General features: G+C 61.6%; 18 protein-coding genes. 9 read left to right on the forward strand and 9 right to left on the reverse strand.

Translation table 11 applies throughout. From position 1 onward, the window contains the following. Positions 1-5: 5 nt before the first annotated feature. Both xdhC and guaD read left to right on the forward strand, forming a co-directional pair. Positions 6-845 (forward strand): xanthine dehydrogenase accessory protein XdhC, encoded by an 840-nt coding sequence (xdhC, locus tag CXQ82_RS23170; RefSeq protein ID WP_101272467.1) that lies wholly within the window; start codon positions 6-8, stop codon positions 843-845. Between the two features lie 12 nt (positions 846-857). Further along, the gene (guaD, locus tag CXQ82_RS23175; protein WP_101272468.1) at positions 858-2,162 is read left to right on the forward strand and encodes a guanine deaminase; all 1,305 of its coding nucleotides are present in this window, start codon (positions 858-860) and stop codon (positions 2,160-2,162) included. 139 nt (positions 2,163-2,301) lie between these two features. Here the strand turns inward: guaD and CXQ82_RS23180 are convergent, their stop codons facing one another. Then, positions 2,302-3,066 (reverse strand): GntR family transcriptional regulator, encoded by a 765-nt coding sequence (locus tag CXQ82_RS23180; RefSeq protein ID WP_101272469.1) that lies wholly within the window; start codon positions 3,064-3,066, stop codon positions 2,302-2,304. A 226-nt stretch (positions 3,067-3,292) separates the two neighbouring features. On the opposite strand from CXQ82_RS23180, the gene CXQ82_RS23185 reads away from it, so the two are divergent. Beyond that, on the forward strand, positions 3,293-4,483 hold the full coding sequence (locus CXQ82_RS23185; protein ID WP_101272470.1) for a benzoate/H(+) symporter BenE family transporter: 1,191 nt from the start codon (positions 3,293-3,295) through the stop codon (positions 4,481-4,483). Positions 4,484-4,520: 37 nt separating this feature from the next. Here CXQ82_RS23185 and CXQ82_RS23190 read toward each other — a convergent pair whose 3' ends face one another. After that, positions 4,521-4,865 (reverse strand): YggL family protein, encoded by a 345-nt coding sequence (locus CXQ82_RS23190; protein ID WP_003193255.1) that lies wholly within the window; start codon positions 4,863-4,865, stop codon positions 4,521-4,523. A gap of 236 nt (positions 4,866-5,101) precedes the next feature. Between CXQ82_RS23190 and dacB the strand changes: the two genes are divergently transcribed. Continuing rightward, complete coding sequence (gene dacB / locus CXQ82_RS23195; protein WP_101272471.1) at positions 5,102-6,562, forward strand: D-alanyl-D-alanine carboxypeptidase/D-alanyl-D-alanine-endopeptidase; 1,461 nt, start codon at positions 5,102-5,104, stop codon at positions 6,560-6,562. 141 nt (positions 6,563-6,703) lie between these two features. Here the strand turns inward: dacB and CXQ82_RS23200 are convergent, their stop codons facing one another. Both CXQ82_RS23200 and rlmKL read right to left on the reverse strand, forming a co-directional pair. After that, a complete protein-coding gene (locus CXQ82_RS23200) occupies positions 6,704-9,103 on the reverse strand; it encodes a diguanylate cyclase (protein ID WP_101272472.1) in 2,400 nt (799 codons plus the stop codon). Between the two features lie 139 nt (positions 9,104-9,242). Further along, positions 9,243-11,507 (reverse strand): bifunctional 23S rRNA (guanine(2069)-N(7))-methyltransferase RlmK/23S rRNA (guanine(2445)-N(2))-methyltransferase RlmL, encoded by a 2,265-nt coding sequence (gene rlmKL / locus CXQ82_RS23205; protein WP_101272473.1) that lies wholly within the window; start codon positions 11,505-11,507, stop codon positions 9,243-9,245. 532 nt (positions 11,508-12,039) lie between these two features. Between rlmKL and rmf the strand changes: the two genes are divergently transcribed. Next, the gene (gene rmf / locus CXQ82_RS23210) at positions 12,040-12,255 is read left to right on the forward strand and encodes a ribosome modulation factor (protein ID WP_002553055.1); all 216 of its coding nucleotides are present in this window, start codon (positions 12,040-12,042) and stop codon (positions 12,253-12,255) included. A 121-nt stretch (positions 12,256-12,376) separates the two neighbouring features. Here rmf and CXQ82_RS23215 read toward each other — a convergent pair whose 3' ends face one another. From CXQ82_RS23215 to sctC, 5 genes are all read right to left on the reverse strand, one after another. Beyond that, positions 12,377-13,405 carry a quinone-dependent dihydroorotate dehydrogenase gene (locus CXQ82_RS23215; RefSeq protein WP_101272474.1) on the reverse strand — a complete coding sequence of 343 codons (1,029 nt, stop codon included), beginning with the start codon at positions 13,403-13,405 and terminating at the stop codon, positions 12,377-12,379. An 86-nt stretch (positions 13,406-13,491) separates the two neighbouring features. After that, on the reverse strand, positions 13,492-13,953 hold the full coding sequence (locus tag CXQ82_RS23220) for a transglycosylase SLT domain-containing protein (protein WP_101272475.1): 462 nt from the start codon (positions 13,951-13,953) through the stop codon (positions 13,492-13,494). Continuing rightward, positions 13,946-14,374: a winged helix-turn-helix domain-containing protein gene (locus CXQ82_RS23225; RefSeq protein ID WP_101272476.1), complete on the reverse strand. Its 429-nt coding sequence runs from the start codon at positions 14,372-14,374 to the stop codon at positions 13,946-13,948. Before CXQ82_RS23225 ends, CXQ82_RS23220 begins: the two co-directional genes overlap by 8 nt. Positions 14,375-14,529: 155 nt before the next feature. Beyond that, on the reverse strand, positions 14,530-14,754 hold the full coding sequence (locus CXQ82_RS23230; protein ID WP_101272477.1) for a FliM/FliN family flagellar motor switch protein: 225 nt from the start codon (positions 14,752-14,754) through the stop codon (positions 14,530-14,532). 15 nt (positions 14,755-14,769) lie between these two features. Continuing rightward, the gene (gene sctC / locus CXQ82_RS23235) at positions 14,770-16,197 is read right to left on the reverse strand and encodes a type III secretion system outer membrane ring subunit SctC (protein ID WP_101272478.1); all 1,428 of its coding nucleotides are present in this window, start codon (positions 16,195-16,197) and stop codon (positions 14,770-14,772) included. 273 nt (positions 16,198-16,470) lie between these two features. Between sctC and CXQ82_RS23240 the strand changes: the two genes are divergently transcribed. The 4 genes from CXQ82_RS23240 (at position 16,471) to CXQ82_RS23255 (ending at position 21,376) form a co-directional block, all read left to right on the forward strand. Beyond that, positions 16,471-17,697, forward strand: coding sequence for a CmpA/NrtA family ABC transporter substrate-binding protein (locus CXQ82_RS23240; protein ID WP_101272479.1), 1,227 nt, complete (start codon positions 16,471-16,473; stop codon positions 17,695-17,697). A gap of 13 nt (positions 17,698-17,710) precedes the next feature. Further along, positions 17,711-18,286: an ANTAR domain-containing response regulator gene (locus CXQ82_RS23245; protein WP_101272480.1), complete on the forward strand. Its 576-nt coding sequence runs from the start codon at positions 17,711-17,713 to the stop codon at positions 18,284-18,286. Positions 18,287-18,494: 208 nt separating this feature from the next. After that, positions 18,495-19,706 (forward strand): NarK/NasA family nitrate transporter, encoded by a 1,212-nt coding sequence (locus CXQ82_RS23250; RefSeq protein WP_101272481.1) that lies wholly within the window; start codon positions 18,495-18,497, stop codon positions 19,704-19,706. Then, positions 19,706-21,376 (forward strand): bifunctional protein-serine/threonine kinase/phosphatase, encoded by a 1,671-nt coding sequence (locus CXQ82_RS23255; protein ID WP_101273856.1) that lies wholly within the window; start codon positions 19,706-19,708, stop codon positions 21,374-21,376. Before CXQ82_RS23250 ends, CXQ82_RS23255 begins: the two co-directional genes overlap by 1 nt. Positions 21,377-21,391 lie beyond the last annotated feature (15 nt).

Here is a 21,391-nt window from a genome sequence, read left to right on the forward strand (position 1 = left end):
TGACTATGAACAACTGGATCAGCGCCCTCGCCGACCTGCAGAACCGGGGTGAACCCTGCGTACTGGTAACCATCATCGAAGAACTCGGCTCCACGCCGCGCAATGCCGGCTCGAAGATGGTGATCAGCGCCGCGCAGACCTTCGACACCATCGGTGGCGGGCACTTGGAATACAAGGCGATGCAGATCGCCCGGGACATGCTCGTACGCGGCCAGCAGAACACCCACCTGGAGCGCTTCAGCCTGGGCGCGAGCCTGGGCCAGTGCTGCGGCGGCGTGACCGTGCTGCTGTTCGAGCCCATGGGCCAAGTGCAGGCGCAGATTGCGGTGTTTGGCGCCGGCCATGTCGGCCGCGCGCTGGTGCCGCTGCTGGCGAGCCTGCCGTGCCGGGTGCGCTGGATCGATTCCCGTGACCAGGAGTTTCCAGAACACATCCCCCAGGGCGTGCGTAAAATCGTCAGCGAAGAGCCGGTGGATGAAATTGCCGACCTGCCCGTGGGCAGTTACTGCATCGTCATGACCCACAATCACGCGCTGGACCTGGAACTGACCGCCGCCCTGCTCAAGCGCAATGACTTTGCCTACTTCGGCCTGATCGGTTCGAAGACCAAACGCGTGAAGTTCGAACACCGCCTGCGCGATCGCGGCTTCGACACCGCGCAGCTACAACGCATGCGTTGCCCCATGGGCCTCACCGAGGTGAAGGGCAAACTGCCGGTGGAGATCGCCATCTCCATCGCCGGCGAAATCATCGCCACCTATAACGCGAATTTCGGCCAGCACACTGCCAGCGCCGAACCCATTGCCAAACTGCTGCCGGCCTCGCGTCGCAGCCAAGCTATCTAAGTTGAGAACCCCATGCCTTTGACTCGCAAAGCCTACCGTGCCGCCATCCTGCACAGCATCGCCGACCCTGCTGAAGTCGGGATCGAAGCCTCTTATGAGTATTTCGAAGACGGCCTGCTGGTGATCGATAACGGCCAGATCAGTGCCGTCGGTCATGCCGGCGACCTGCTGCCGACACTGCCCGCCGATATCGAAGTGACCCATTACCAGGACGCGCTGATCACCCCGGGCCTGATCGACACCCACATCCACCTGCCGCAAACCGGCATGGTCGGCGCCTATGGCGAACAGTTGCTGGATTGGCTCAACACCTACACTTTCCCGTGTGAAAGCCAGTTCGCCGACAAGGCCCACGCCGACGAAGTCGCGGATATTTTCATCAAGGAACTGTTGCGCAACGGCACCACCACCGCGCTGGTGTTCGGCAGCGTGCACCCGCAATCGGTGAACTCATTCTTCGAAGCGGCCGAGAAACTCGACCTGCGCATGATCGCCGGCAAGGTGATGATGGACCGCAACGCGCCGGACTATCTCACCGACACCGCCGAAACCGGTTACCAGGAAAGCAAGGCACTGATCGAACGCTGGCACGGCAAAGGCCGCCTGCACTATGCGGTCACGCCACGTTTCGCCCCCACCAGCACGCCGGAGCAACTGGCGCTGGCCGGGCAACTGCTGGGTGAATACCCGGACCTGTACATGCAGACGCACATCAGTGAGAACAAGCAGGAAGTCGAGTGGGTGAAAGAGCTGTTCCCGGAGCGCAACGGCTATCTGGACGTGTACGACCACTACAAATTGCTCGGCGAGCGCTCGGTGTTTGCCCACGGCGTGCACCTGTGCGACGACGAGTGCGCGCGCTTGGCAGAAACCGGCTCGGCTGTAGCGTTCTGCCCGACCTCGAACTTCTTCCTCGGCAGCGGCTTGTTCAACCTGCCGATGGCCGAGAAGCACAAATTGAATGTGGGCCTGGGCACCGACGTGGGCGGCGGCACCAGCTTCTCGCTGCTGCAGACCCTGAACGAAGCCTACAAGGTCATGCAGTTGCAGGGCGCGCGGTTGAGCCCGTTCAAATCGCTGTACCTGGCCACCCTGGGCGGCGCGCGGGCACTGCGCCTGGAAGACAAGATCGGTACGTTGCAACCGGGCACCGATGCCGACTTCTTGGTGCTGGACTACAACGCCACGCCGCTGCTGAGCTATCGCTTGAAGCAAGCCAATAACATTGCCGAGACGTTGTTCGTGTTGATGACGCTGGGGGATGATCGGACGATTCTGCAAACCTACGCGGCCGGGCAACTGGTGCACCAACGCTAATCTCAGCCACAACACAAAACAAATGTGGGAGGGGGCTTGCCCCCGATTGCAGTGTGTCAGCTACACATAAGCTGACTGATCCACTGCCATCGGGGGCAAGCCCCCTCCCACATTTTTAATCCCATGTGAACCTGGGAAATTACAACTTTACTGAGGAACGCCCAGGCTTCTTCGTCTGCAACAAATGCGAAAACACCGCATGCAGATCATCCGACGCGCCTTCCTCATCGAGGTTGAGCTTGCTGTCAATGTGATCCATGTGATGCATCATCAAATCCACCGCCAACACCGCGTCCCGCGCTTCGATCGCGTCGATCAGCTGGGTGTGCTCATCGTAGGAACAGTGCGAGCGGTTGCCGCTTTCGTACTGGGCGATGATCAACGAGGTCTGGGACACCAGGCTGCGCTGGAAGCTGATCAGCGGCGCGTTCTTCGCCGCTTCGGCCAGCTTGAGGTGGAATTCGCCGGAGAGGCGGATGCCCGCACCGCGATCGCCACGGGAGAAGCTGTCACGCTCGTCGTTGACCATCTGGCGCAGCTCAGCCAACTGGTCGGCCGTGGCATGCTGCACGGCCAACTCGGTGATTGCTCGCTCTACCAGGCGCCGCGCCATAAACACCTGACGGGCCTCCTCGACACTCGGGCTGGCAACCACTGCTCCGCGATTGGGCCGCAGCAGCACCACGCCTTCATGGGCCAGGCGCGACAGCGCGCGGCGAATGATGGTGCGGCTCACGCCGAAGATTTCGCCCAGTGCCTCTTCACTCAACTTGGTTCCGGGCGCCAGGCGTTGCTCAAGGATGGCCTCGAAGATATGCGCGTAGACGATATCGTCCTGGGTTCCGCTGCGACCGGCCTTGCCGGCACGCGGTTGTTTCTTGAGAGGTTGCAACTGTTCGTTCATGGGCACTCGGGTTTGGAGAACGGCGGCGAATTAACGGTAATACGGCAAGCGCGTGTCGCTGGCAAGTATCACCTAAAAACAGGGCACATTGTACACAACCGAGTGCGCCAACACACTGTACGGCTGTTTGCGCCTGCGGCTGTATTGCAATGAGTCGTTACGTTTGAGTTTAGGCTTGAATCCGTGCCGAAAACGGCAAACTCCCAGGTAAAAGGAACACCTTTCCATGCACGACGCCACCCAAGCGCCTTTGCGCCCGCTGGCCGACACCTCTGCGTCGGCCGTGGTCGCCGGCTTCATCGCCATGATGACCGGCTATACCAGCTCCCTGGTGCTGATGTTTCAGGCCGGGCAAGCCGCCGGTTTGACCACGGCGCAGATTTCTTCGTGGATCTGGGCGATCTCCATCGGCATGGCGGTGTGCAGCATCGGCCTGTCGCTGCGTTATCGCACGCCGATCACCATTGCCTGGTCCACACCCGGCGCGGCGCTGCTGATTACCAGCCTGGGCGGCGTCAGCTATGGTGAAGCGATCGGCGCCTATATCACCTGCGCCGTGCTGGTCACGCTTTGCGGGTTGACCGGCAGCTTTGAAAAACTGGTCAAGCGCATCCCGGCATCGCTGGCGGCGGCTTTGCTGGCAGGGATTCTGTTCAAGATCGGCAGCGAAATCTTCGTCGCTGCGCAGCATCGTACCGGCCTGGTGCTGGGGATGTTCTTCACCTACCTGATCATCAAGCGCCTGTCGCCACGCTATGCGGTGTTGGCTGCGCTGCTGATCGGCACTGCGCTGTCGGGGCTCATGGGGTTGCTGGATTTCAGCGGCTTTCACCTGGAAGTGGCCACGCCGGTATGGACCACACCGCACTTCTCCTTGGCGGCGACCATCAGTATCGGCATCCCATTGTTCGTGGTGGCGATGACCTCGCAGAACATGCCCGGCGTCGCCGTATTACGCGCCGACGGTTACACCGTGCCGGCCTCGCCGCTGATCACCACCACCGGCCTGGCCTCGCTGGTGCTGGCGCCATTCGGCTCCCACGGCATCAACCTGGCGGCGATCAGCGCCGCGATCTGCACCGGGCCCCATGCCCACGAAGACCGTAACAAGCGCTATACCGCAGCTGTGTGGTGTGGGGTGTTCTACGGGATTGCCGGGGTGTTCGGCGCCACCTTGGCGGCGTTGTTCGCAGCCCTGCCCAAGGAACTGGTGCTGTCGATTGCGGCATTGGCGTTGTTTGGCTCGATCATCAATGGCTTGACCATCGCGATGAATGAGCCGAAGGAGCGCGAAGCGGCGCTGATCACCTTTATGGTCACCGCGTCTGGCTTGACGCTGTTTTCCATCGGGTCGGCGTTCTGGGGGATTGTGGCGGGGGTGTTGACGCTGCTGATTCTGAACTGGCGCAGGGCATAAAAAAACGGCGACCCGAGGGTCGCCGTTTTTTTTAGTATCACTTAGCCGCGTTGATCGGCTTTTCCGGATACCACACGTCCAGCAACGGGCTGACTTCAGCCTTGGTCAGCTCGGAACGGGTTTTCAGCCAGGCTTCAACGGCAGCGCGCTGCTCTTCGGAGACCGAGCCACGCTTCTGCAGGCAAACCAGACCGTAGTCATCGCCGCCAACATAGCCCAGACCGTTGGCTTCCATGGCTTCTTTGATGAATGCTTCGAGGAAAGCGTCGATAGCTTCTTCACTCAGGCCTTCGTTGAAGTCCAGGTTCAGTTCGAAACCCAGCTCTTGAAATTCATCAACGCACAGTTTTTTGCGCAGACGCTGGGAACGGTTAGTCGCCATTGGAACAATCCTCATAAGTAATAACGGGCGGCACTTTAGCAGTTTAAGGCGGCAATTGCCCGACTCTCTGGGACGGGCGGCATAATGCCTGCAAAAAAACCCCGATTAGCAGCTATCGTTCAGCTACAAGTGGAACCACCTTGGGGCATAATGCCGACACTTTCATGACCAATGAGGGATTTTCTTACATACCCCTCGCCTTTTTCACCCTTCTCAGCAGTAGGGTTTTACTCTTTATGATCAAATCTTTGCGTTCCGTGCTACTTGCCAGTGTTGTCCTGCCACTGGCCCTCTCCGCCACCGCTGCCCCGATCAATAACACCTTGCCGCCCAACGTGGCGCAGGCCCTCGAGAAAGCCAAGCTGCAAAACACTGCGCTGTCCCTGGTGATGATTCCCCTGAACGGCCCCGGCACCCCTACCGTGTTCAACGCTGATGTCTCGGTGAACCCGGCCTCTACCATGAAGCTGGTCACCACCTATGCGGCCCTGGAAATGCTCGGCCCCAACCACCAGTGGAAAACCGAGTTCTACACCGACGGCACCCTCAGCGGTGGCGTGTTGCACGGCAACCTGTACCTCAAGGGCGGCGGCGACCCCAAGCTGAACATGGAAAAACTCTGGCTGCTGATGCGCGACCTGCGCGCCAACGGCGTACAGCAAGTGACCGGCGACCTGGTGCTGGACCGCAGTTTCTTCAACCAGCCGCAGTTGCCCGAGTTCAATGACGACGGCAATGACGAGAACAAGCCGTTCCTGGTCAAACCCGACGCCCTGCTGGTTAACCTCAAGGCCCTGCGTTTCGTCACCCGCAATGACTCAGGCCGGGTGATCGTGTCGGTCGAGCCGCCCATTGCCAGTATCCGCATCGACAACCAGGTCAAGGTTTCCGCTGCCAAGCAATGCACCGGCGACGTCCGCTACAACCCGGTCACCGCCGCCGATGGCAGTGTGACGGTGACGGTCAGCGGCCAGTTGGCCGAGGGCTGCAGCTCGCAGACCTATCTGTCGCTGCTGGATCACGCCACCTACACCGCCGGCGCCGTCCGGGCGATCTGGCAGGAATTGGGCGGCAGCATCCAGGGTCGGGATATCCAGGCGCCGGTGCCCAAGGATGCCAAGGTACTGGCCCGCGCATTTTCGCCGGACCTGGCGGAAATCATCCGCGACATCAACAAATACAGTAACAACACCATGGCCCAGCAGTTGTTCCTGAGCCTGGGCGCGCAATTCCGTAACGATGCCGACGGCGACGACGCCAAGGCCGCACAGCGCGTGGTGCGCCAGTGGCTGGCGAAAAAAGGCATTACCGCGCCGCACCTGGTGATGGAAAACGGTTCCGGGCTGTCCCGCGCCGAACGGGTCAGCGCCCGCGAAATGGCGGCCATGCTGCAAGCCGCGTGGAAAAGCCCCTACGCTGCGGAATACATCAGCTCGATGCCGATTGCCGGTACCGACGGCACCATGCGCAAACGCCTGAAAACCACCGCCATGCGCGGCGAGGCCCACGTCAAGACCGGTACCTTGAACACCGTGCGGGCTATCGCCGGCTTCAGCCGTGACAACAATGGCAATACCTGGGCGGTGGTGGCGATCCTCAACGATCCGAAGCCATGGGGCGCTTCGTCGGTGCTCGACCAGGTGCTGCTGGACCTGTATCGCCAGCCGAAGGCAGTGGCTGCGGCGCCCGTCCTTTAAGAGGGAATGCAGCCCCCCTGTGGGAGCGGGCTTGCTCGCGAATGCGGTAGACCAGTCACTAGATTGGGTGACTGAGACTCCGCATTCGGGGGCAAGTCGAATCGTCGCACCGCCCCTCCCACATTTGCCCTGTGTCTGTCATCAAGCCCGTATCCGCTCGGCCTCCACCCGATCCCTGCCCGCCTGCTTGGCCACATACACCGCCGAGTCGGCGCGCAGCAGCAGCCCATCAATACCTTCATCGACCCGCCAACTGGCCACGCCAAAGCTGGCGGTGACGATGCCCACCGGCTCCATCGGCGTATCGCGCAGCGACTGCCATAACTCCATCGCCACGCGGTAGGCCTGCTCGCCATCGGTGTTGGGGCACAAAACCATGAACTCCTCACCGCCCAGGCGGCAGAACACATCGCTGCGCCGCAGGCGCTGGCTGATGCGCTTGCACAACTCCTGCAGCACGCCATCGCCGACCGCATGCCCGTGCTGGTCATTGATACGCTTGAAGTGGTCGACATCGAGCATGATCACCGACAGCGCCCCCGAGGTGCGGTTGAGTCGCACCATCTCGGCCTTGAGGCGATCCTGGAAATAGCGACGGTTGTGAATCCCGGTCAGGGAGTCGGTAATGGAGAGCGCGCGCAATTCCTCTTCAACCCGCTTAAGGTCGGAAATATCCGACACATAGCCATGCCACAGCGTACCGCCGCCCGGTAACTCTTCCGGGGTGGCCTCGCCGCGAATCCAGCGCAGGCCCCGTTGCGGCAACAGCACCCGATACTCTTCGCGCCAATGGCTCAACTGCAAGGCCGACAAGCGAATCGACGCACGTACCCGCTCCACGTCCAGCGGGTGGATACGCTCGAAAACCTTCGCCGCATCCTGCTGCAACACGCTGGTTTCGATTTCATAGATGTCGCGCATCCCGTCGCTGGCGTAGATAAAGCGCCAGTTGTCATGGGGTTCCAGGGTGAACTGGAAAATCCCGCCAGGCACATGGGCGCTGAGTTTCTTGAGCAGACGGTCGCGGGCCGCCAGGGCCTCGTAGGCGCGTTTCTGCTCGGTAATGTCGAGGTAAATGGCGAGGTGGCCGATCCACAAACCATGGTCGTCGAGCAACACGGTGGCCAGCATATTCACGGTCAACTGGCTGCGGTCCTGGCGGATCAGGCTCCACTCACGGGCTTTGTGCAGGTTATCGGGGCTTTCCACCAGCATCGCCTGGCTCGGCGGGATGCGCTTGCCCAAGGCCACACTCAGGCTGGCGGAGCGCGCCTCGAGCTCCGACGGCAGGTGCAGGCTTTCCAGGGTCAACTTGCTTACCACCTGCTCGGCGTTGAACCCGAGCATCTGCTCGGCACCGGCGTTGAAGGTGTTGATGACCCCACGCAAGTCAGTGGCAATGATCGCGACTTGGGTGGCGGCGTTCAACACGCTGCGCAATTGGCCATGGGCGCCGCGCAGCTCCAGTTCGCGCTGGCGCAACTGCAGGGTACGCTGTTCCACCAGTTTCAACGCCCGCTGGCGCTGGCTCACCAACACATAGAGCAAGGCACCGAGCAACAGGCTGAGCAAGCCGCCCATAGTCAGGATCGTGGCCAGCGAAGAGTGGTTGGCCTGGTCGAATACCTGGCTCGGGCGTAGGCTCAGCGCGTACACGTGGTCCCCCAGGGTCAGGCGACGCGCGCCGGTGAGGTCGCTGTCGCCCACGGCATTGCTGGATTCAAACAGCACGCGCTTTTGCAGGTCGGAGGTGTCGACAATCTGCATTACCAGGTTGTCCCGGTCCGGCTTTGGCAAACCGTCAGCCACCAGCTGGCGCATGCTGATCACCGCCATTACATAGCCGTAGGGCTCATTCTGCGACTGCGTTGACGTAGGCAGGCTGCTCACCGGCGCCACCAGCAATACGCCAGTGGCATACGCCGGCTCCACCCCCACCAGTTGCATTGGCTGCGACACCGCCAGCTTGCCGCTCTTTTGCGCACGCTCAAGGGCTGAACGCCGCAGCGGCTGGGCCAACAGGTCAAAACCCAGCGGCGCGCCCAGCAGGCTTTGGGTCTGGCTGTAGAGCACCGGTACGTACTCCTCGCGCTCGGGCGCAGGGGCCAACTCACCGGCTGAATTCAATTCTCGAATGACAAACGGCGTGCCGCGCTGGCGCGACACGTCCTGTTCGAATTGACTGCGCTGCTCGCGAAACACCCGCGGGGCCCACGAATAGGCACGGGCACGCAGCAACAAGGGCCGGGCAAAGCCGTCAAATTCTTCGCGGGACACGTCATCGGAATTGGCGAAGAAACGCCGTAGGCTGTTAAGACGTTGTTCCTGGTCTTCGAAGCGTTCCTGCAAGCGGGTGTAACGCTCGTTGACCAGCAACTGAAAGCGCTGGCGCACCTGTTGTTGATAGAGGTCGGACGCCGCCCAGGCGACGATGATCGTCAGGGCGCCGCCTGCCAAAAACACCACCAATGCCACCAGCCAAGCCGACGCCTGCTCACTGATAAAGCCTAGGATTTTCGGGCGAACGGCTTGCAACGGCATAGGCAACACTCACAACGCCAGCGTGCGGGGGGTGTCACTTTGGCTAGGCCATAGTTATAGCTAGCGTCCCACTATTTGACCAGCGTAAAAAAGCCGCAAGCCCGGAAAAATCCAGGCTTGCGGCTTTTGTTTACCGCGATCAGCGCGCGGTGATTTTCCACGCCCGGTGGATCTTCGCGTTGCGCGCAAAATCCGGGTCGATGGTCTTGTCGCTGATTTCCTCGACCGCGTAGCGTTCGCTGAGGTTGTCCTCCAGCGCGAACTTGCGGAAGTTGTTCGAGAAATACAGTACGCCGCCCGGTGCCAGGCGGGCCATGGCCAAGTCGAGCAACTGCACGTGGTCACGCTGTACGTCGAAAATGCCTTCCATGCGCTTGGAGTTGGAGAAGGTCGGCGGGTCGATGAAGATCATGTCGAACTCATCGCGGCTAGCCTCCAGCCACGCCATCACATCACCCTGCTCCAGGCGGTTCTTGTCGGAGAAACCGTTGAGGGAGAAGTTGCGACGCGCCCAGTCCAGGTAGGTCTTGGACAGGTCGACGCTGGTGGTGCTGCGCGCACCGCCCTTGGCAGCGTGCACACTGGCCGTGGCGGTGTAGCAATACAGGTTGAGGAAGCGCTTGCCGGCGGCTTCTTTCTGGATGCGCAGGCGCATTGGGCGGTGATCGAGGAACAGGCCGGTGTCCAGGTAGTCGGTGAGGTTGACCAGCAGCTTCACGCCGCCTTCGCTGACCTCGGTGAACTTGCCCTGGGCGCTCTGGCGCTCGTACTGCTTGGTGCCGCTCTGACGCTCGCGACGCTTGACCACCACGCGGCTCTTGTCGATGTTCAGCGCCTGGGGAATCGCGGCCAGGGCGTCGAACATGCGCGCCGAGGCCTTCTCCGGGTCGATGGACTTAGGCGCGGCGTATTCCTGTACATGGACCCAATCGTGGTACAGGTCGATGGCCATGGAGTATTCCGGCATGTCGGCGTCGTACACGCGGTAGCAATCCACACCTTCGCGCTTGGCCCACTTACCCAGCAACTTGAGGTTCTTTTGCAGGCGGTTGGCGAACATCTGCCCGCCTTCGCTCAGGCGTGCCTGTTCGACCACAGGGGCCGGGGCCGGCTTGATCGGGTTACCGTTCTTGTTGTACTGGCGCTCTTGCGGCTCGACCGGGGCCTGATCGTAGGCGGCTTGCTCACGCTCAGCCTGGCGCTGCTCCGGGGTGCGGCGCTCACCGGTGACGAACTGATCCGGGTTGACCTTGATCAGCAGCAATTTGCACGGCAACGCGCCGTTCCAGAACGAGTACTGCTTGTGGCTGCGGATGCCCATGCGCTTGCCCAGGTCCGGCGCGCCGGTGAACACCGCGGCTTCCCAACCCATGCACGCCTGGCGCAGGCGCTCGCCGAGGTTCTGGTAGAGGTACAACAGGCTGGCTTCGTCACCCAGGCGCTCGCCGTAGGGTGGGTTGCAGATCACCAGGCCTTTCTGGTTCTGGTCCGGACGCGGCTCGAAGGTGCCGACTTCGCCCTGGTACACCTTGATCCAGTGGCTGAGGCCCGCCCGTTCAATGTTGTTGCGCGCCGGCTGGATCAGGCGCGGGTCGGCTTCGTAGCCACGCACCCACAACGGCGGCTTGTTCATGCCGATGGCCGCGCGTTCGCTGGCCTCGGTGTGCAGTTTCTTCCACAGTGCCGGGACGTGACCGAGCCAGGTGGTGAAACCCCAGAGTTCGCGATTGAGGTTAGGCGCCATGTCGGCGGCGATCATCGCGCCTTCGACCAGGAAGGTGCCCACGCCGCACATCGGGTCAGTCAGCGCGCCGCCTTCGGCCGCAATGCGCGGCCAGCCAGCGCGAATCAGGATCGCCGCCGCCAGGTTTTCCTTCAACGGCGCAGCGCCCTGCTGCAGGCGGTAACCGCGCTGGTGCAGGCTGTGGCCGGACAGGTCGAGGGAGAGGATCGCTTCGCCACGGTCCAGGCGCAGGTGGATGCGCAGGTCCGGGTTGATCTTGTCGATGGACGGGCGTTCGCCAGTCGGGGTGCGCAGCTTGTCGACAATCGCATCCTTGACCTTCAGCGCGCCGAAGTGGGTGTTGTCGATGCCCGAACCGTGGCCGCTGAATTCCACGGCCAGCGTGCCATCCGGGACCATGTGGTCAGCCCACTCGATGTCCAGGACGCCGTGGTAGAGGTCTTCGGCGTCCTTCATCGGGAAGCGCTTGAGCACCAGCAACACACGGTTGGCCAGGCGCGACCAGAGGCACAGGCGGTAGGCGGTTTCCATGTCGGCCATGCCGCGCACGGCCGAGGTGTGCTCGCGGGCTTCCTCAAGGCCAAGCCCGATGGCTTCCTCGATCAGCAGGCCTTCGAGGCCCTTGGGGCAGGTGAGGAAGAGTTCAAAACGGTCCGACATGGGGCATTCCAGGCTTTTCAGCAATAAATGAACGGGCGACGCATCGCCGGCTCGGTTTTCAATCAAGCACTTTTCTTGAAGAGTGCTCGCGTGGCACGAATGTGCCGTCCCACCCCGTCTACCGGGCCCTTGAGCCTTTATTGACGGGGCAGAGTGAATTTTTGAAGCAACAAAAAGAAATATTCCGACCCTTCGTCGAATAATAACCGACTGCAACGAGCGGGCATTCTCACTAAAGGATTAAACCCATCCTCTTTGCAGGGTGCATCATAGCTGGCTTTGCCTAATAAATGGGGCGAAAAGCCATCCCAGCTTATGGCTATAGCATCGTTATCGTTACGTGCTTATGACAAAACGATCATTGAATCCATGTGACCTATTGGTTAGAACTCAACACAGGTTGGCGCCGTAACGACGCCGACACATAGGCTCGCCACGCCGGCAGCGAGCCCACCAACGGCAGAAAAACTCTGCCCGGCCCCAGACGAGGCCGAAGGATATCAAGACAGTCAACAAGTGAGGGAAACACCCTATGAGAAGACTTAAGCGTGATCCGTTGGAAAGAGCATTTTTACGCGGATATCAATATGGCGTTCATGGCAAATCCCGTGAGCTTTGCCCATTTACTCTACCGTCGGTACGCCAAGCCTGGATCAACGGCTGGCGAGAAGGACGCGGCGACAACTGGGACGGTATGACTGGCACTGCGGGCATCCACAGACTCAACGAACTTCACGCCGTCGGCTAATCAAGGGCATTTAATTCCGACACCACCACGAATATGTAACGACTTAACCACGCACGCCCTATCCAGGCGGCGGGCTTCGGCCCAGGGGCTCCTTCAAGGAGCCCTTTTTATTGCCTGTGGTTCAAGCCTTCTTTGGCAGTGCTGCAATGGCATCCACCGACTGGCGAATCAATTCAGGGCCCTTGTAGATAAAGCCTGAATACAACTGCACCAGGCTGGCGCCCGCAGCGATCTTCTCCGCGGCATGCTTGCCTTCGGTGATACCGCCCACCGCAATGATCGGCAAACGCCCGGCCAGTTCAGCAGCCAGCACCTTGACGATATGCGTGCTCTGGTCACGCACCGGGGCCCCCGACAGGCCACCGGCTTCATCACCATGGGCCAGGCCTTCAACGCCGACGCGGCTGAGCGTGGTGTTGGTGGCGATGACCGCATCCATACCCGAATCCACCAGGGCCTGAGCCACCAGCACGGTTTCTTCGTCGCTCATGTCCGGGGCGATTTTGATCGCCAACGGCACGCGCTTGCCATGGCGTACGGCCAGGTCTTCCTGGCGCTGGCGCAAGGCTTCGAGCAATTGCTTGAGGGAGTCGCCGAACTGCAGGCTGCGCAGGCCCGGCGTGTTCGGCGAGCTGACGTTGACGGTGACGTAGCTGGCGTGGGCGTAGACCTTGTCCAGGCAGATCAGGTAGTCGTCGACCGCGCGTTCTACCGGGGTATCGAAGTTCTTGCCGATATTGATCCCCAGGACGCCCTTGTACTTCGCCGCCTGGACCCGCGACAGCAGATGATCAACGCCCAGGTTGTTGAAGCCCATGCGATTGATGATCGCCTCGGCTTCGGGCAGGCGGAAGATACGCGGCTTGGGGTTGCCCGGCTGCGGCCGAGGCGTCACGGTGCCGATTTCGACAAACCCGAAACCCAGCTGCGCAAAGCCATCGATGGCCCCGCCATTCTTGTCCAGGCCAGCCGCCAGCCCAACCGGGTTGGGGAAATCCAGCCCCATCACCGACACCGGCATTTTCGCCGGTGCCTTGCATACCAGGCCATTGAGCCCCAGGCGGCCACCGGCACCGATCAGGTCCAGGGACAGATCGTGGGAGGTTTCCGGGGAAAGTTTGAACAACAGCTGGCGGGCCAGGGTATACATGGGCGGGCTAGACTCGGATGGCGGCGAAAGGTGGCGCCGATTATAGCCGGGGTGACGCCGCGCGCGCGAGGCGTGCGGTGTAAACGTCAATCGCGCTGCATGACCAGGGCCTCATAATGCGACCAGATTTTTTCGGCGTAGCGCATACGCAATGTCTCGAGCTGCGGCCCGGACCCCATCCCCACGTTGTATGACCCCACCGCTGTCCAGTTATAGCCAAAGCGCCGGATGAACTCCGCGAGAATCGACGCCCCTACCTCCACTGACAGGCAAGGCTCGCTCAACAAGCGCTCTTCGGTAATCCCCTGCTTGAGCAGGCGCGGTAGATGGATGCTGTTGATCTGCATCAAACCGATGTCGCGGGTGCCATTGCGATTGGCCGCATTGATAGCATCCATACGATAACCCGACTCCACAGCAGCGATAGCCTGCAATAATTCCGGCTCGATGTTGTAACGGCTGGCGGTCTCAACCCAGCAATAGGCCAGCGCCTGATCAGCGCTTATCCATAAGCTAAACAACACGCCCTTGCTCCAGAACCTAGCCATGTTTTACCTGCTCATACGTTACCGGCGCATGGCTGACCTGGCCGCACACCGAACACACATGCGCCAATTGCCCGCTCCCCCGCGATGCCTGCCCGTCGGCCCTCACCGAACAGGTAAACCGATAGCCTCGGCCATAGATCGTCTTGATAAACCCCTTGTCCGCGCCAAGGTATTTGCGCAGCGAGTAAATGCAGCGCGTCAGCGATTCTTCGGCGACCTCCCCTTGGGGCCACACCAGCTCCAGCAAGCGATCCTTGGTCATCAACTCACCGCCCGAAGCCAGCAGAAGCCGCAGTACGCGCCACTCCTTGGGTGGCAGTTGAACATCCGAACCCTCGCCGGTCAGGCGGCCATCGCCGTACAGGGTCCAACGCGCAAAGATCAGAGAATGCGTCGTCAATTCACTATCCACGACGACCATACCTGCCTCGGTATCCGACGACTGACATTGAAGCCCCTATTTCCAGTTACGGCGTATGTGCCCATGTCACAACTATAAAAACCTGCCTTACGTCTCACGCTAGGAAAAAGCCCATACACCCGGCGACTTTAAGAACCACCTCGTAGGATTTTTCTTCATCCAGCCCCGCCAGACACTGGAACCTGATAAACCTCAAGCAACTCAACCCCCAAACGATCTTCCAGTTGCACCAGTTCACCCAAGGCAAGCAACCGGCCGTCAACCCGTACCTCCACGCAATGAATAGCCTCGGGCGCCAAGGGCAGTACCTTTCCCGGCGCGAATGCTGCGAGGCGCCTGGTGCTGACCAATTGTTCCTGTAGCAAAATTTCCAGATGCATGGGGTATCGCCTTTTTCACGGAGAGATATCGCGATCCGGCCGTACGAACGCCCGTTGCACACGCTCGTATTGGCTCGCAGTCAACGGCGGAGGCCCGACACCCCCCAGCTCATTGCCCACGGCCCGCGCCTGAATGACGAACAGGCGCACGGGGGCCGAACGACCTGGCAGCGTGCCACGCCCCTGCTCCGCGGTTTCTCGTCGAAACGCTCCCAGCCATAAACGCTTGCCCTGCGGCACGCGGACCACGCTATCAACGCTGATGCGTCCAACTGCGCCAGGCACTCCGCGACGCCCCACCTCAACGATCTGGCGGCCATCCTCGACATCAAGGCGCATTTCGATCTGGTTGGCCTCGGCAAAACGCGGCACTACGCTGACCTGAGTGCGATAACGCACGGGTTTCCAGTCAGCCTCGTCGCTTCCGGGCGCCGGTAGATAGAACGAGTGGTTATCCTGAAATACCGCTGGCACATTCTCTTGGGTGAGAATCACCGGCAACGTCACCACTCGCGCGCGCCGCCGGCGTTCCAGCACTTCGATTTGCGTGATCAAACGATTGTCGTCCAGAGGCTCCATGATTCGCGTGGTCGCCGCCTCGGCATCGCTGCCGCCGTCCAGGCCGAGTTTCTTCAGGTCGTCACGGTACATGTCCACCAGCCACAGGGAGACCTCGATGGATCGCTTGGGCACATCCAATTCCGCCACCAGCGCCTGGATAAAACGTACCTGCGCCGGTTTGCCCTTGATCAACAGGCTGTTGGTGTCCGGGTAGGCGATCACGCCTAGGTCTTTGTCGGCCAGCGGGCCATTGCGCTCGCTGGCCAGCAGGGTTTCGATCATCGACGCCATGCCCGGCACGTTGACCGGGCTGTCACTGCTGCCGTACTGCTGGTCCGCAACGTCGGAGTTGAGCACCTGGACCACCGCAAAGGCCTGCGCGCCCACGCGTAGATCCGCGCGTTGCCGGTCCATCAATTGGGCCAGGCGAAGCACCTGGTCTACATAGTTAGGCGGGCCGGACACATAGAACGTGCTCCCGGCGCTTTCGCGCAACGGGTAGCGTGACTCATCGAGGCCCGAGCGGCGCATGAGGGCACGCAGCCTGTCGATGGAAATATGCCGCAACGCAACCGCCGAGCTTTTTGCTTCACTGGCGTCGTAGACGTAGAGCACTTGCCCGTCGCTATACCAGATCAGCGCCTGTTGCAGCGCAAGCGCCTCCAGGGTCTGCTGCGGAACGTCGAGATTCAGCATCCCGCTGAAGCGTTTGCGCGCCACTGCGCTGCTCACCACGATGGGCACGCCCAAAGGCACCGACAACGCAGTCAACACGGTATGCAGGCTTTCGTCCTGCGCCAGGTAGCTTTCGCCCCAGGCCATCGCATTGCTCAGTATCAGCACGGCAAACAGCAGCCAGCGACAAAGCCGGAGGCGGGGCATGGTTGCGGGGAATTCAGCGTACACCGTGGGTTTCCTGGGCAGCCTGGCGTTAAAGAGGTGGCCATACTGAAAGGCCGTCTGCTTTCAATCTTGATGGAAAGCTGACGGCCGGCTGCGCCTGTCGCCCCGTGGCATGTGCCTTGCTATGGACTCTGTATCACAGCGCGCACCAACGGCGGAGCGAGCTTACGGACAAAGGCGTCGTTACCTGCAATGGCTTACATCGCCATCTGAGGGAACGACGCTTTTTTTTGAAAGAAAAGGTAGGTCTTGATGAACGATTCGGTAGGCAACAGCCCGATGAACGACCCGTTGGCCTGGGTAAACGGCAGTGATGCCCCGGAAAAAAGCAGCCTCGACCTGGGCTTCATGGCCCTGAGCGATTGCGCTTCACTGGTGGTGGCCGCCACCCAAGGCTTCGCGCAACCCTATGGGCTGACCCTGAACCTCAAGCGCCAACCCTCATGGGCCAACCTGCGGGACAAACTGGTCAGCGGCGAACTGGATGCCGCCCATAGCCTGTACGGGCTGATCTACGCCGTGCACCTGGGCATCGGTGGCGTGGCAGCCACCGACATGGCCGTGCTGATGGGGCTGAACCAGAACGGCCAGAGCATCAACCTGTCCCGGGGTTTGCAGGAGCAAGGTGTGATCACTCCTGAAGCACTGGACCGCCACGTGCACCAAAGCCGAACAAAACTGACTTTTGCGCAGACCTTTCCCACCGGCACCCACGCCATGTGGCTGTATTATTGGCTGGCGAGCCAAGGCATCCATCCCTTGCAGGATGTGGACAGCGTAGTGGTGCCCCCGCCGCAAATGGTTGCGCACCTGCAAGCCGGGCGGATCGACGGTTTTTGCGTCGGCGAACCCTGGTGTGCCAGCGCGGTAAAGCAAAACCAGGGGTTTACCCTGGCAACCACCCAGACAATCTGGCCGAACCACCCGGAAAAAGTGCTCGGCTGCACCCAGGCCTTCGTCGATCAGTACCCCAACACCGCTCGCGTATTGGTGATGGCGGTGCTGGAGGCCAGTCGTTTTATCGAGCAGAACCTCGAAAACCGCCGCTCTACCGCGCAACTGCTCAGCGGTCGCGACTACCTCGACGCGCCGCTCGACTGCATCGAACCGCGCTTGCTGGGCAGCTACGAGGATGGCCTCGGCAACCAGTGGCAAGACCCCCACGCGCTGCGGTTCTTTGCGGATGGCGAAGTGAACCTGCCCTACCTCTGCGATGGCATGTGGTTCATGACCCAGTTCCGGCGCTGGGGCTTGCTGCGCGAAGATCCCGACTACCTGGGCGTTGCGCGCCAGGTTCAACAGTTGCGGCTCTATCGCCAGGCCGCCGACGCCCTGGGGATCACCGACAATGGCCGGGACATGCGTAGCAGCCAGCTGATCGACGGCAAGATCTGGGACGGCTCGGACCCTGCCGCTTATGCGCGCAGCTTCCGCCTGCATGCCATGGCCGACCCTACCCATCGCCAAGCCTTGCGCTGACAGGAGCCCCCTTATGCTGCGAATCCTGTTGATCAACGATACCCCGCGCAAGGTCGGTCGCCTCAGGGCGGCGCTGATCGAGGCCGGTTTTGAGGTGATCGATGAGTCGGGCCTGACCATCGACCTGCCCGCGCGCGTCGAAACGGTGCGCCCGGATGTGATCCTGATCGATACCGAGTCACCGGGCCGCGATGTGATGGAACAAGTGGTGCTGGTCAGCCGCGACCAGCCCCGCCCAATTGTGATGTTTACCGACGAACACGACCCCAATGTGATGCGACAGGCGATCAAGTCCGGCGTCAGTGCCTACATCGTCGAAGGCATCCAGGCCCAGCGCCTGCAGCCCATTCTCGATGTGGCCATGGCTCGATTCGAGAGCGACCAGGCCTTGCGCGCGCAGCTCCACGCCCGCGACCAGCAGTTGGCCGAGCGCAAGCGCATCGAGCTGGCCAAGGGCATGCTGATGAAAATGAAGGACTGCAATGAGGAAGAGGCCTACACCCTGATGCGCCGCCAGGCCATGAGCCGGCAGCAGAAGCTGATCCAGGTGGCGGAGCAGATTATCGCCATGAATGAGTTGCTTGGCTGATTTGGCTCAGCTCTTGCTAAAGAATCATCACAGGTAGCCAACGGCGGTTGCCCCTCCACGACAAAGACGTCGCACACCCGGTTTGCCCTCGCGAACCCGGTGGCGGCGTTTTTTCGTTTTGGCCCCTTCGCGGGGCCGGTGGGGCGGCCCTGGCGGGCTGTTCCATCACCAGGCCTTCTTACAAGACTCCCAACCGTTGAGGTGCGTGATGAAATCAAGCTTCTGGAAATCCGGGCACACCCCGACCCTGTTTGCCGCGTTCCTGTATTTCGACCTGAGCTTCATGGTCTGGTACCTGCTGGGCCCACTGGCGGTACAGATTGCCGCTGACCTGCACCTGACCACCCAGCAGCGCGGCCTGGTGGTGGCGACGCCGATCCTGGCGGGCGCGGTGCTGCGCTTCCTGATGGGCATGCTGGCCGACAAACTGTCGCCCAAGACCGCCGGTCTGATTGGCCAGGTGATTGTGATCGTGGCCTTGTTCGGTGCCTGGAAACTGGGCATTCACAGCTATGAGCAAGCCCTGCTGCTGGGTATGTTCCTCGGCATGGCCGGCGCGTCCTTCGCGGTGGCCCTGCCCCTGGCATCCCAGTGGTACCCGGCCGAACACCAGGGCAAGGCCATGGGCATTGCCGGTGCCGGCAACTCGGGCACGGTGTTCGCGGCGTTGCTGGCGCCCGTGCTGGCCGCCGCGTTCGGCTGGAGCAATGTGTTCGGTTTTGCCCTGATTCCCTTGGTGCTGACCCTGATCGTTTTCGCCTGGTTGGCGCGTAACGCTCCTGAGCGGCCGAAAGCCAAATCCATGGCCGACTACTTCAAGGCCTTGGGCGACCGTGACAGTTGGTGGTTCATGTTTTTCTACAGCGTGACTTTCGGCGGTTTTATCGGCCTGGCCAGCGCCCTGCCAGGCTACTTCAACGACCAGTACGGCCTGAGCCCGGTGACTGCTGGCTACTACACCGCCGCCTGCGTGTTCGGTGGCAGCCTGATGCGCCCGCTGGGTGGCGCCCTGGCCGACCGCTTCGGCGGGATCCGCACACTGCTGGGCATGTACAGCGTGGCGGCGATCTGCATCGCGGCGGTCGGTTTCAACCTGCCAAGCTCCTACGCGGCACTGGCACTGTTCGTCTGCACCATGCTCGGTCTCGGCGCAGGTAATGGCGCGGTGTTCCAGCTGGTACCCCAGCGTTTCCGCCGCGAGATCGGCGTGATGACCGGCCTGATCGGCATGGCCGGCGGTATCGGCGGCTTCGCCCTGGCGGCGGGTATGGGCGCCATCAAGCAAAGCACCGGCAGCTATCAGTTGGCCTTGTGGTTGTTCGCCAGCCTCGGCGTATTGGCCTGGTTCGGCCTGCACGGCGTCAAGCGTCGCTGGAGAACCACTTGGGGTTCGGCCGCTGTGACCGCCGCACGCGTCTGATGAGCCTGCAACTAAGCGTCGCCCACGCCAGCGCCATCGGCCCACGGGCGGAAAACCAGGATGCCCTGCGGGTGGTCACCCCCGTGGCAGAACTGGCGGCGAGCAAAGGCTACCTGTGCGCCATGGCCGACGGCGTGAGCCAATGCGCCGATGGCGGCCTGGCTGCACGCTCGACCTTGCAGGCGCTGGCACTGGACTACTACGCCACGCCGCAAACCTGGGGCGTGGCCCAGGCCCTGGAACGCTTGCTGTTGGCGCAGAATCGCTGGCTGCAGGCCAACGGCGGTGGCCAGCCGTTGCTGACCACCCTGAGTGCCTTGGTGTTTCGCGGCCAGCGCTTCACCCTCGCCCATGTCGGCGATTGCCGGGCCTACCGCTGGCTGGACGGTGAGTTGCAGCGCATCAGCGAGGATCACGTTTGGGAACAGCCGGGCATGCAGCATGTGCTCAAGCGCGCACTCGGGCTGGATCAACACCTGGTGCTGGATTTTCTGGATGGCCAGTTGCGCGAGGGCGAGTGTTTCCTGCTGCTCAGTGATGGCGTGTGGGCGACCCTGGGCGATCACAGCATCAGCGCCATCCTGCGAGAGCAGGTTGACCTGGATCTGGCGGTCAACACCCTGGTGACTGCCGCGCACTTGGCGGGCAGCCAGGACAATGCCAGCGCCCTGCTGGTGCGCGTCGACACACTTGGCGCAGCCACCCTCGGTGATGCGCTGGTGCAGTTGCAGCAATGGCCGCTGCCGCCGCCCTTGAAAGCCGGGCAACACTTTGAAGGCTGGCAGGTAGAAAGCGTGCTGGCGCACAGTCGACAGTCATTGCTGTACCGGGTACGCGATGCCCAACAGCAACCCTGGCTGCTGAAAACCCTGCCGCTGAGCCGCGATGATGACAGCGACGCAGGCCAGGCGCTGTTGTCCGAGGAATGGTTTTTGCGGCGCGTGGCCGGGCGGGCATTTCCTGAAGTGCATGCCGCCAGCGGGCGTCAGCATTTGTACTACGTGATGCGCGAATACCCGGGGAAAACCCTGGCCGAATTATTCCAGCAACAAGGCCCATTGCCCCTGGCGCAATGGCAGTCGGTGGCCGAACGCTTGCTGCGGGCGGTGGGCATGCTGCACCGACGGCAGATCCTGCACCGCGACATCAAGCCGGAAAACCTGCTGCTGGGAGACGACGCTGAACTGCGTGTGCTGGATTTCGGCCTGGCTTACTGCCCAGGCCTCTCGGAGGACCGCGCGCACGTGCTGCCCGGCACACCAAGCTTCATTGCCCCCGAGGCATTCAGTGGTGAGCGCCCTACAGCCCAGCAGGATTTATACAGCGTGGGCGTGACCCTGTATTACCTGCTGACCGGGCATTACCCCTACGGTGAAATCGAAGCCTTCCAACGGCCTAGATTCAACCAGCCCATCAGTGCCAGCCGCTACCGCCCCGACCTGCCGGACTGGTTGCCGCTCAGCCTGGAGCGGGCCGTGGCGGCCCAGCCTGCACAACGCTTTGAGACTGCCGAGGAATGGTTGCTGGTGCTGGAACAGGCTGACCGGCGAGAACTGAGCATCCGCCCCAGGCCATTGCTGGAGCGCGAGCCGTTGAAGGTCTGGCGCACCGTCGCGCTGATTTCGATGCTGATCAATCTGGTGCTGTTTTATTCATTCTTCCACCGCTGACCTATTTCTACACGA

The sequence above is a fragment of the Pseudomonas sp. S09G 359 genome, assembly GCF_002843605.1.
Lineage (GTDB): Bacteria > Pseudomonadota > Gammaproteobacteria > Pseudomonadales > Pseudomonadaceae > Aquipseudomonas.

What these genes read in the sequence shown, in the direction of transcription:
- sctC (WP_101272478.1), bottom strand. Translation starts at nt 16,197, where the DNA reads ATGCCCCGCCTCCGGCTTTGTCGCTGGCTGCTGTTTGCCGTGCTGATA.
- guaD (WP_101272468.1), top strand. Translation starts at nt 858, where the DNA reads ATGCCTTTGACTCGCAAAGCCTACCGTGCCGCCATCCTGCACAGCATC.
- xdhC (WP_101272467.1), top strand. Translation starts at nt 6, where the DNA reads ATGAACAACTGGATCAGCGCCCTCGCCGACCTGCAGAACCGGGGTGAA.
- CXQ82_RS23220 (WP_101272475.1), bottom strand. Translation starts at nt 13,953, where the DNA reads ATGGCTAGGTTCTGGAGCAAGGGCGTGTTGTTTAGCTTATGGATAAGC.
- CXQ82_RS23215 (WP_101272474.1), bottom strand. Translation starts at nt 13,405, where the DNA reads ATGTATACCCTGGCCCGCCAGCTGTTGTTCAAACTTTCCCCGGAAACC.
- rmf (WP_002553055.1), top strand. Translation starts at nt 12,040, where the DNA reads ATGAGAAGACTTAAGCGTGATCCGTTGGAAAGAGCATTTTTACGCGGA.
- CXQ82_RS23200 (WP_101272472.1), bottom strand. Translation starts at nt 9,103, where the DNA reads ATGCCGTTGCAAGCCGTTCGCCCGAAAATCCTAGGCTTTATCAGTGAG.
- rlmKL (WP_101272473.1), bottom strand. Translation starts at nt 11,507, where the DNA reads ATGTCGGACCGTTTTGAACTCTTCCTCACCTGCCCCAAGGGCCTCGAA.
- CXQ82_RS23245 (WP_101272480.1), top strand. Translation starts at nt 17,711, where the DNA reads ATGCTGCGAATCCTGTTGATCAACGATACCCCGCGCAAGGTCGGTCGC.
- CXQ82_RS23180 (WP_101272469.1), bottom strand. Translation starts at nt 3,066, where the DNA reads ATGAACGAACAGTTGCAACCTCTCAAGAAACAACCGCGTGCCGGCAAG.
- CXQ82_RS23255 (WP_101273856.1), top strand. Translation starts at nt 19,706, where the DNA reads ATGAGCCTGCAACTAAGCGTCGCCCACGCCAGCGCCATCGGCCCACGG.
- dacB (WP_101272471.1), top strand. Translation starts at nt 5,102, where the DNA reads ATGATCAAATCTTTGCGTTCCGTGCTACTTGCCAGTGTTGTCCTGCCA.
- CXQ82_RS23190 (WP_003193255.1), bottom strand. Translation starts at nt 4,865, where the DNA reads ATGGCGACTAACCGTTCCCAGCGTCTGCGCAAAAAACTGTGCGTTGAT.
- CXQ82_RS23230 (WP_101272477.1), bottom strand. Translation starts at nt 14,754, where the DNA reads ATGCATCTGGAAATTTTGCTACAGGAACAATTGGTCAGCACCAGGCGC.
- CXQ82_RS23185 (WP_101272470.1), top strand. Translation starts at nt 3,293, where the DNA reads ATGCACGACGCCACCCAAGCGCCTTTGCGCCCGCTGGCCGACACCTCT.
- CXQ82_RS23240 (WP_101272479.1), top strand. Translation starts at nt 16,471, where the DNA reads ATGAACGATTCGGTAGGCAACAGCCCGATGAACGACCCGTTGGCCTGG.
- CXQ82_RS23250 (WP_101272481.1), top strand. Translation starts at nt 18,495, where the DNA reads ATGAAATCAAGCTTCTGGAAATCCGGGCACACCCCGACCCTGTTTGCC.
- CXQ82_RS23225 (WP_101272476.1), bottom strand. Translation starts at nt 14,374, where the DNA reads ATGGTCGTCGTGGATAGTGAATTGACGACGCATTCTCTGATCTTTGCG.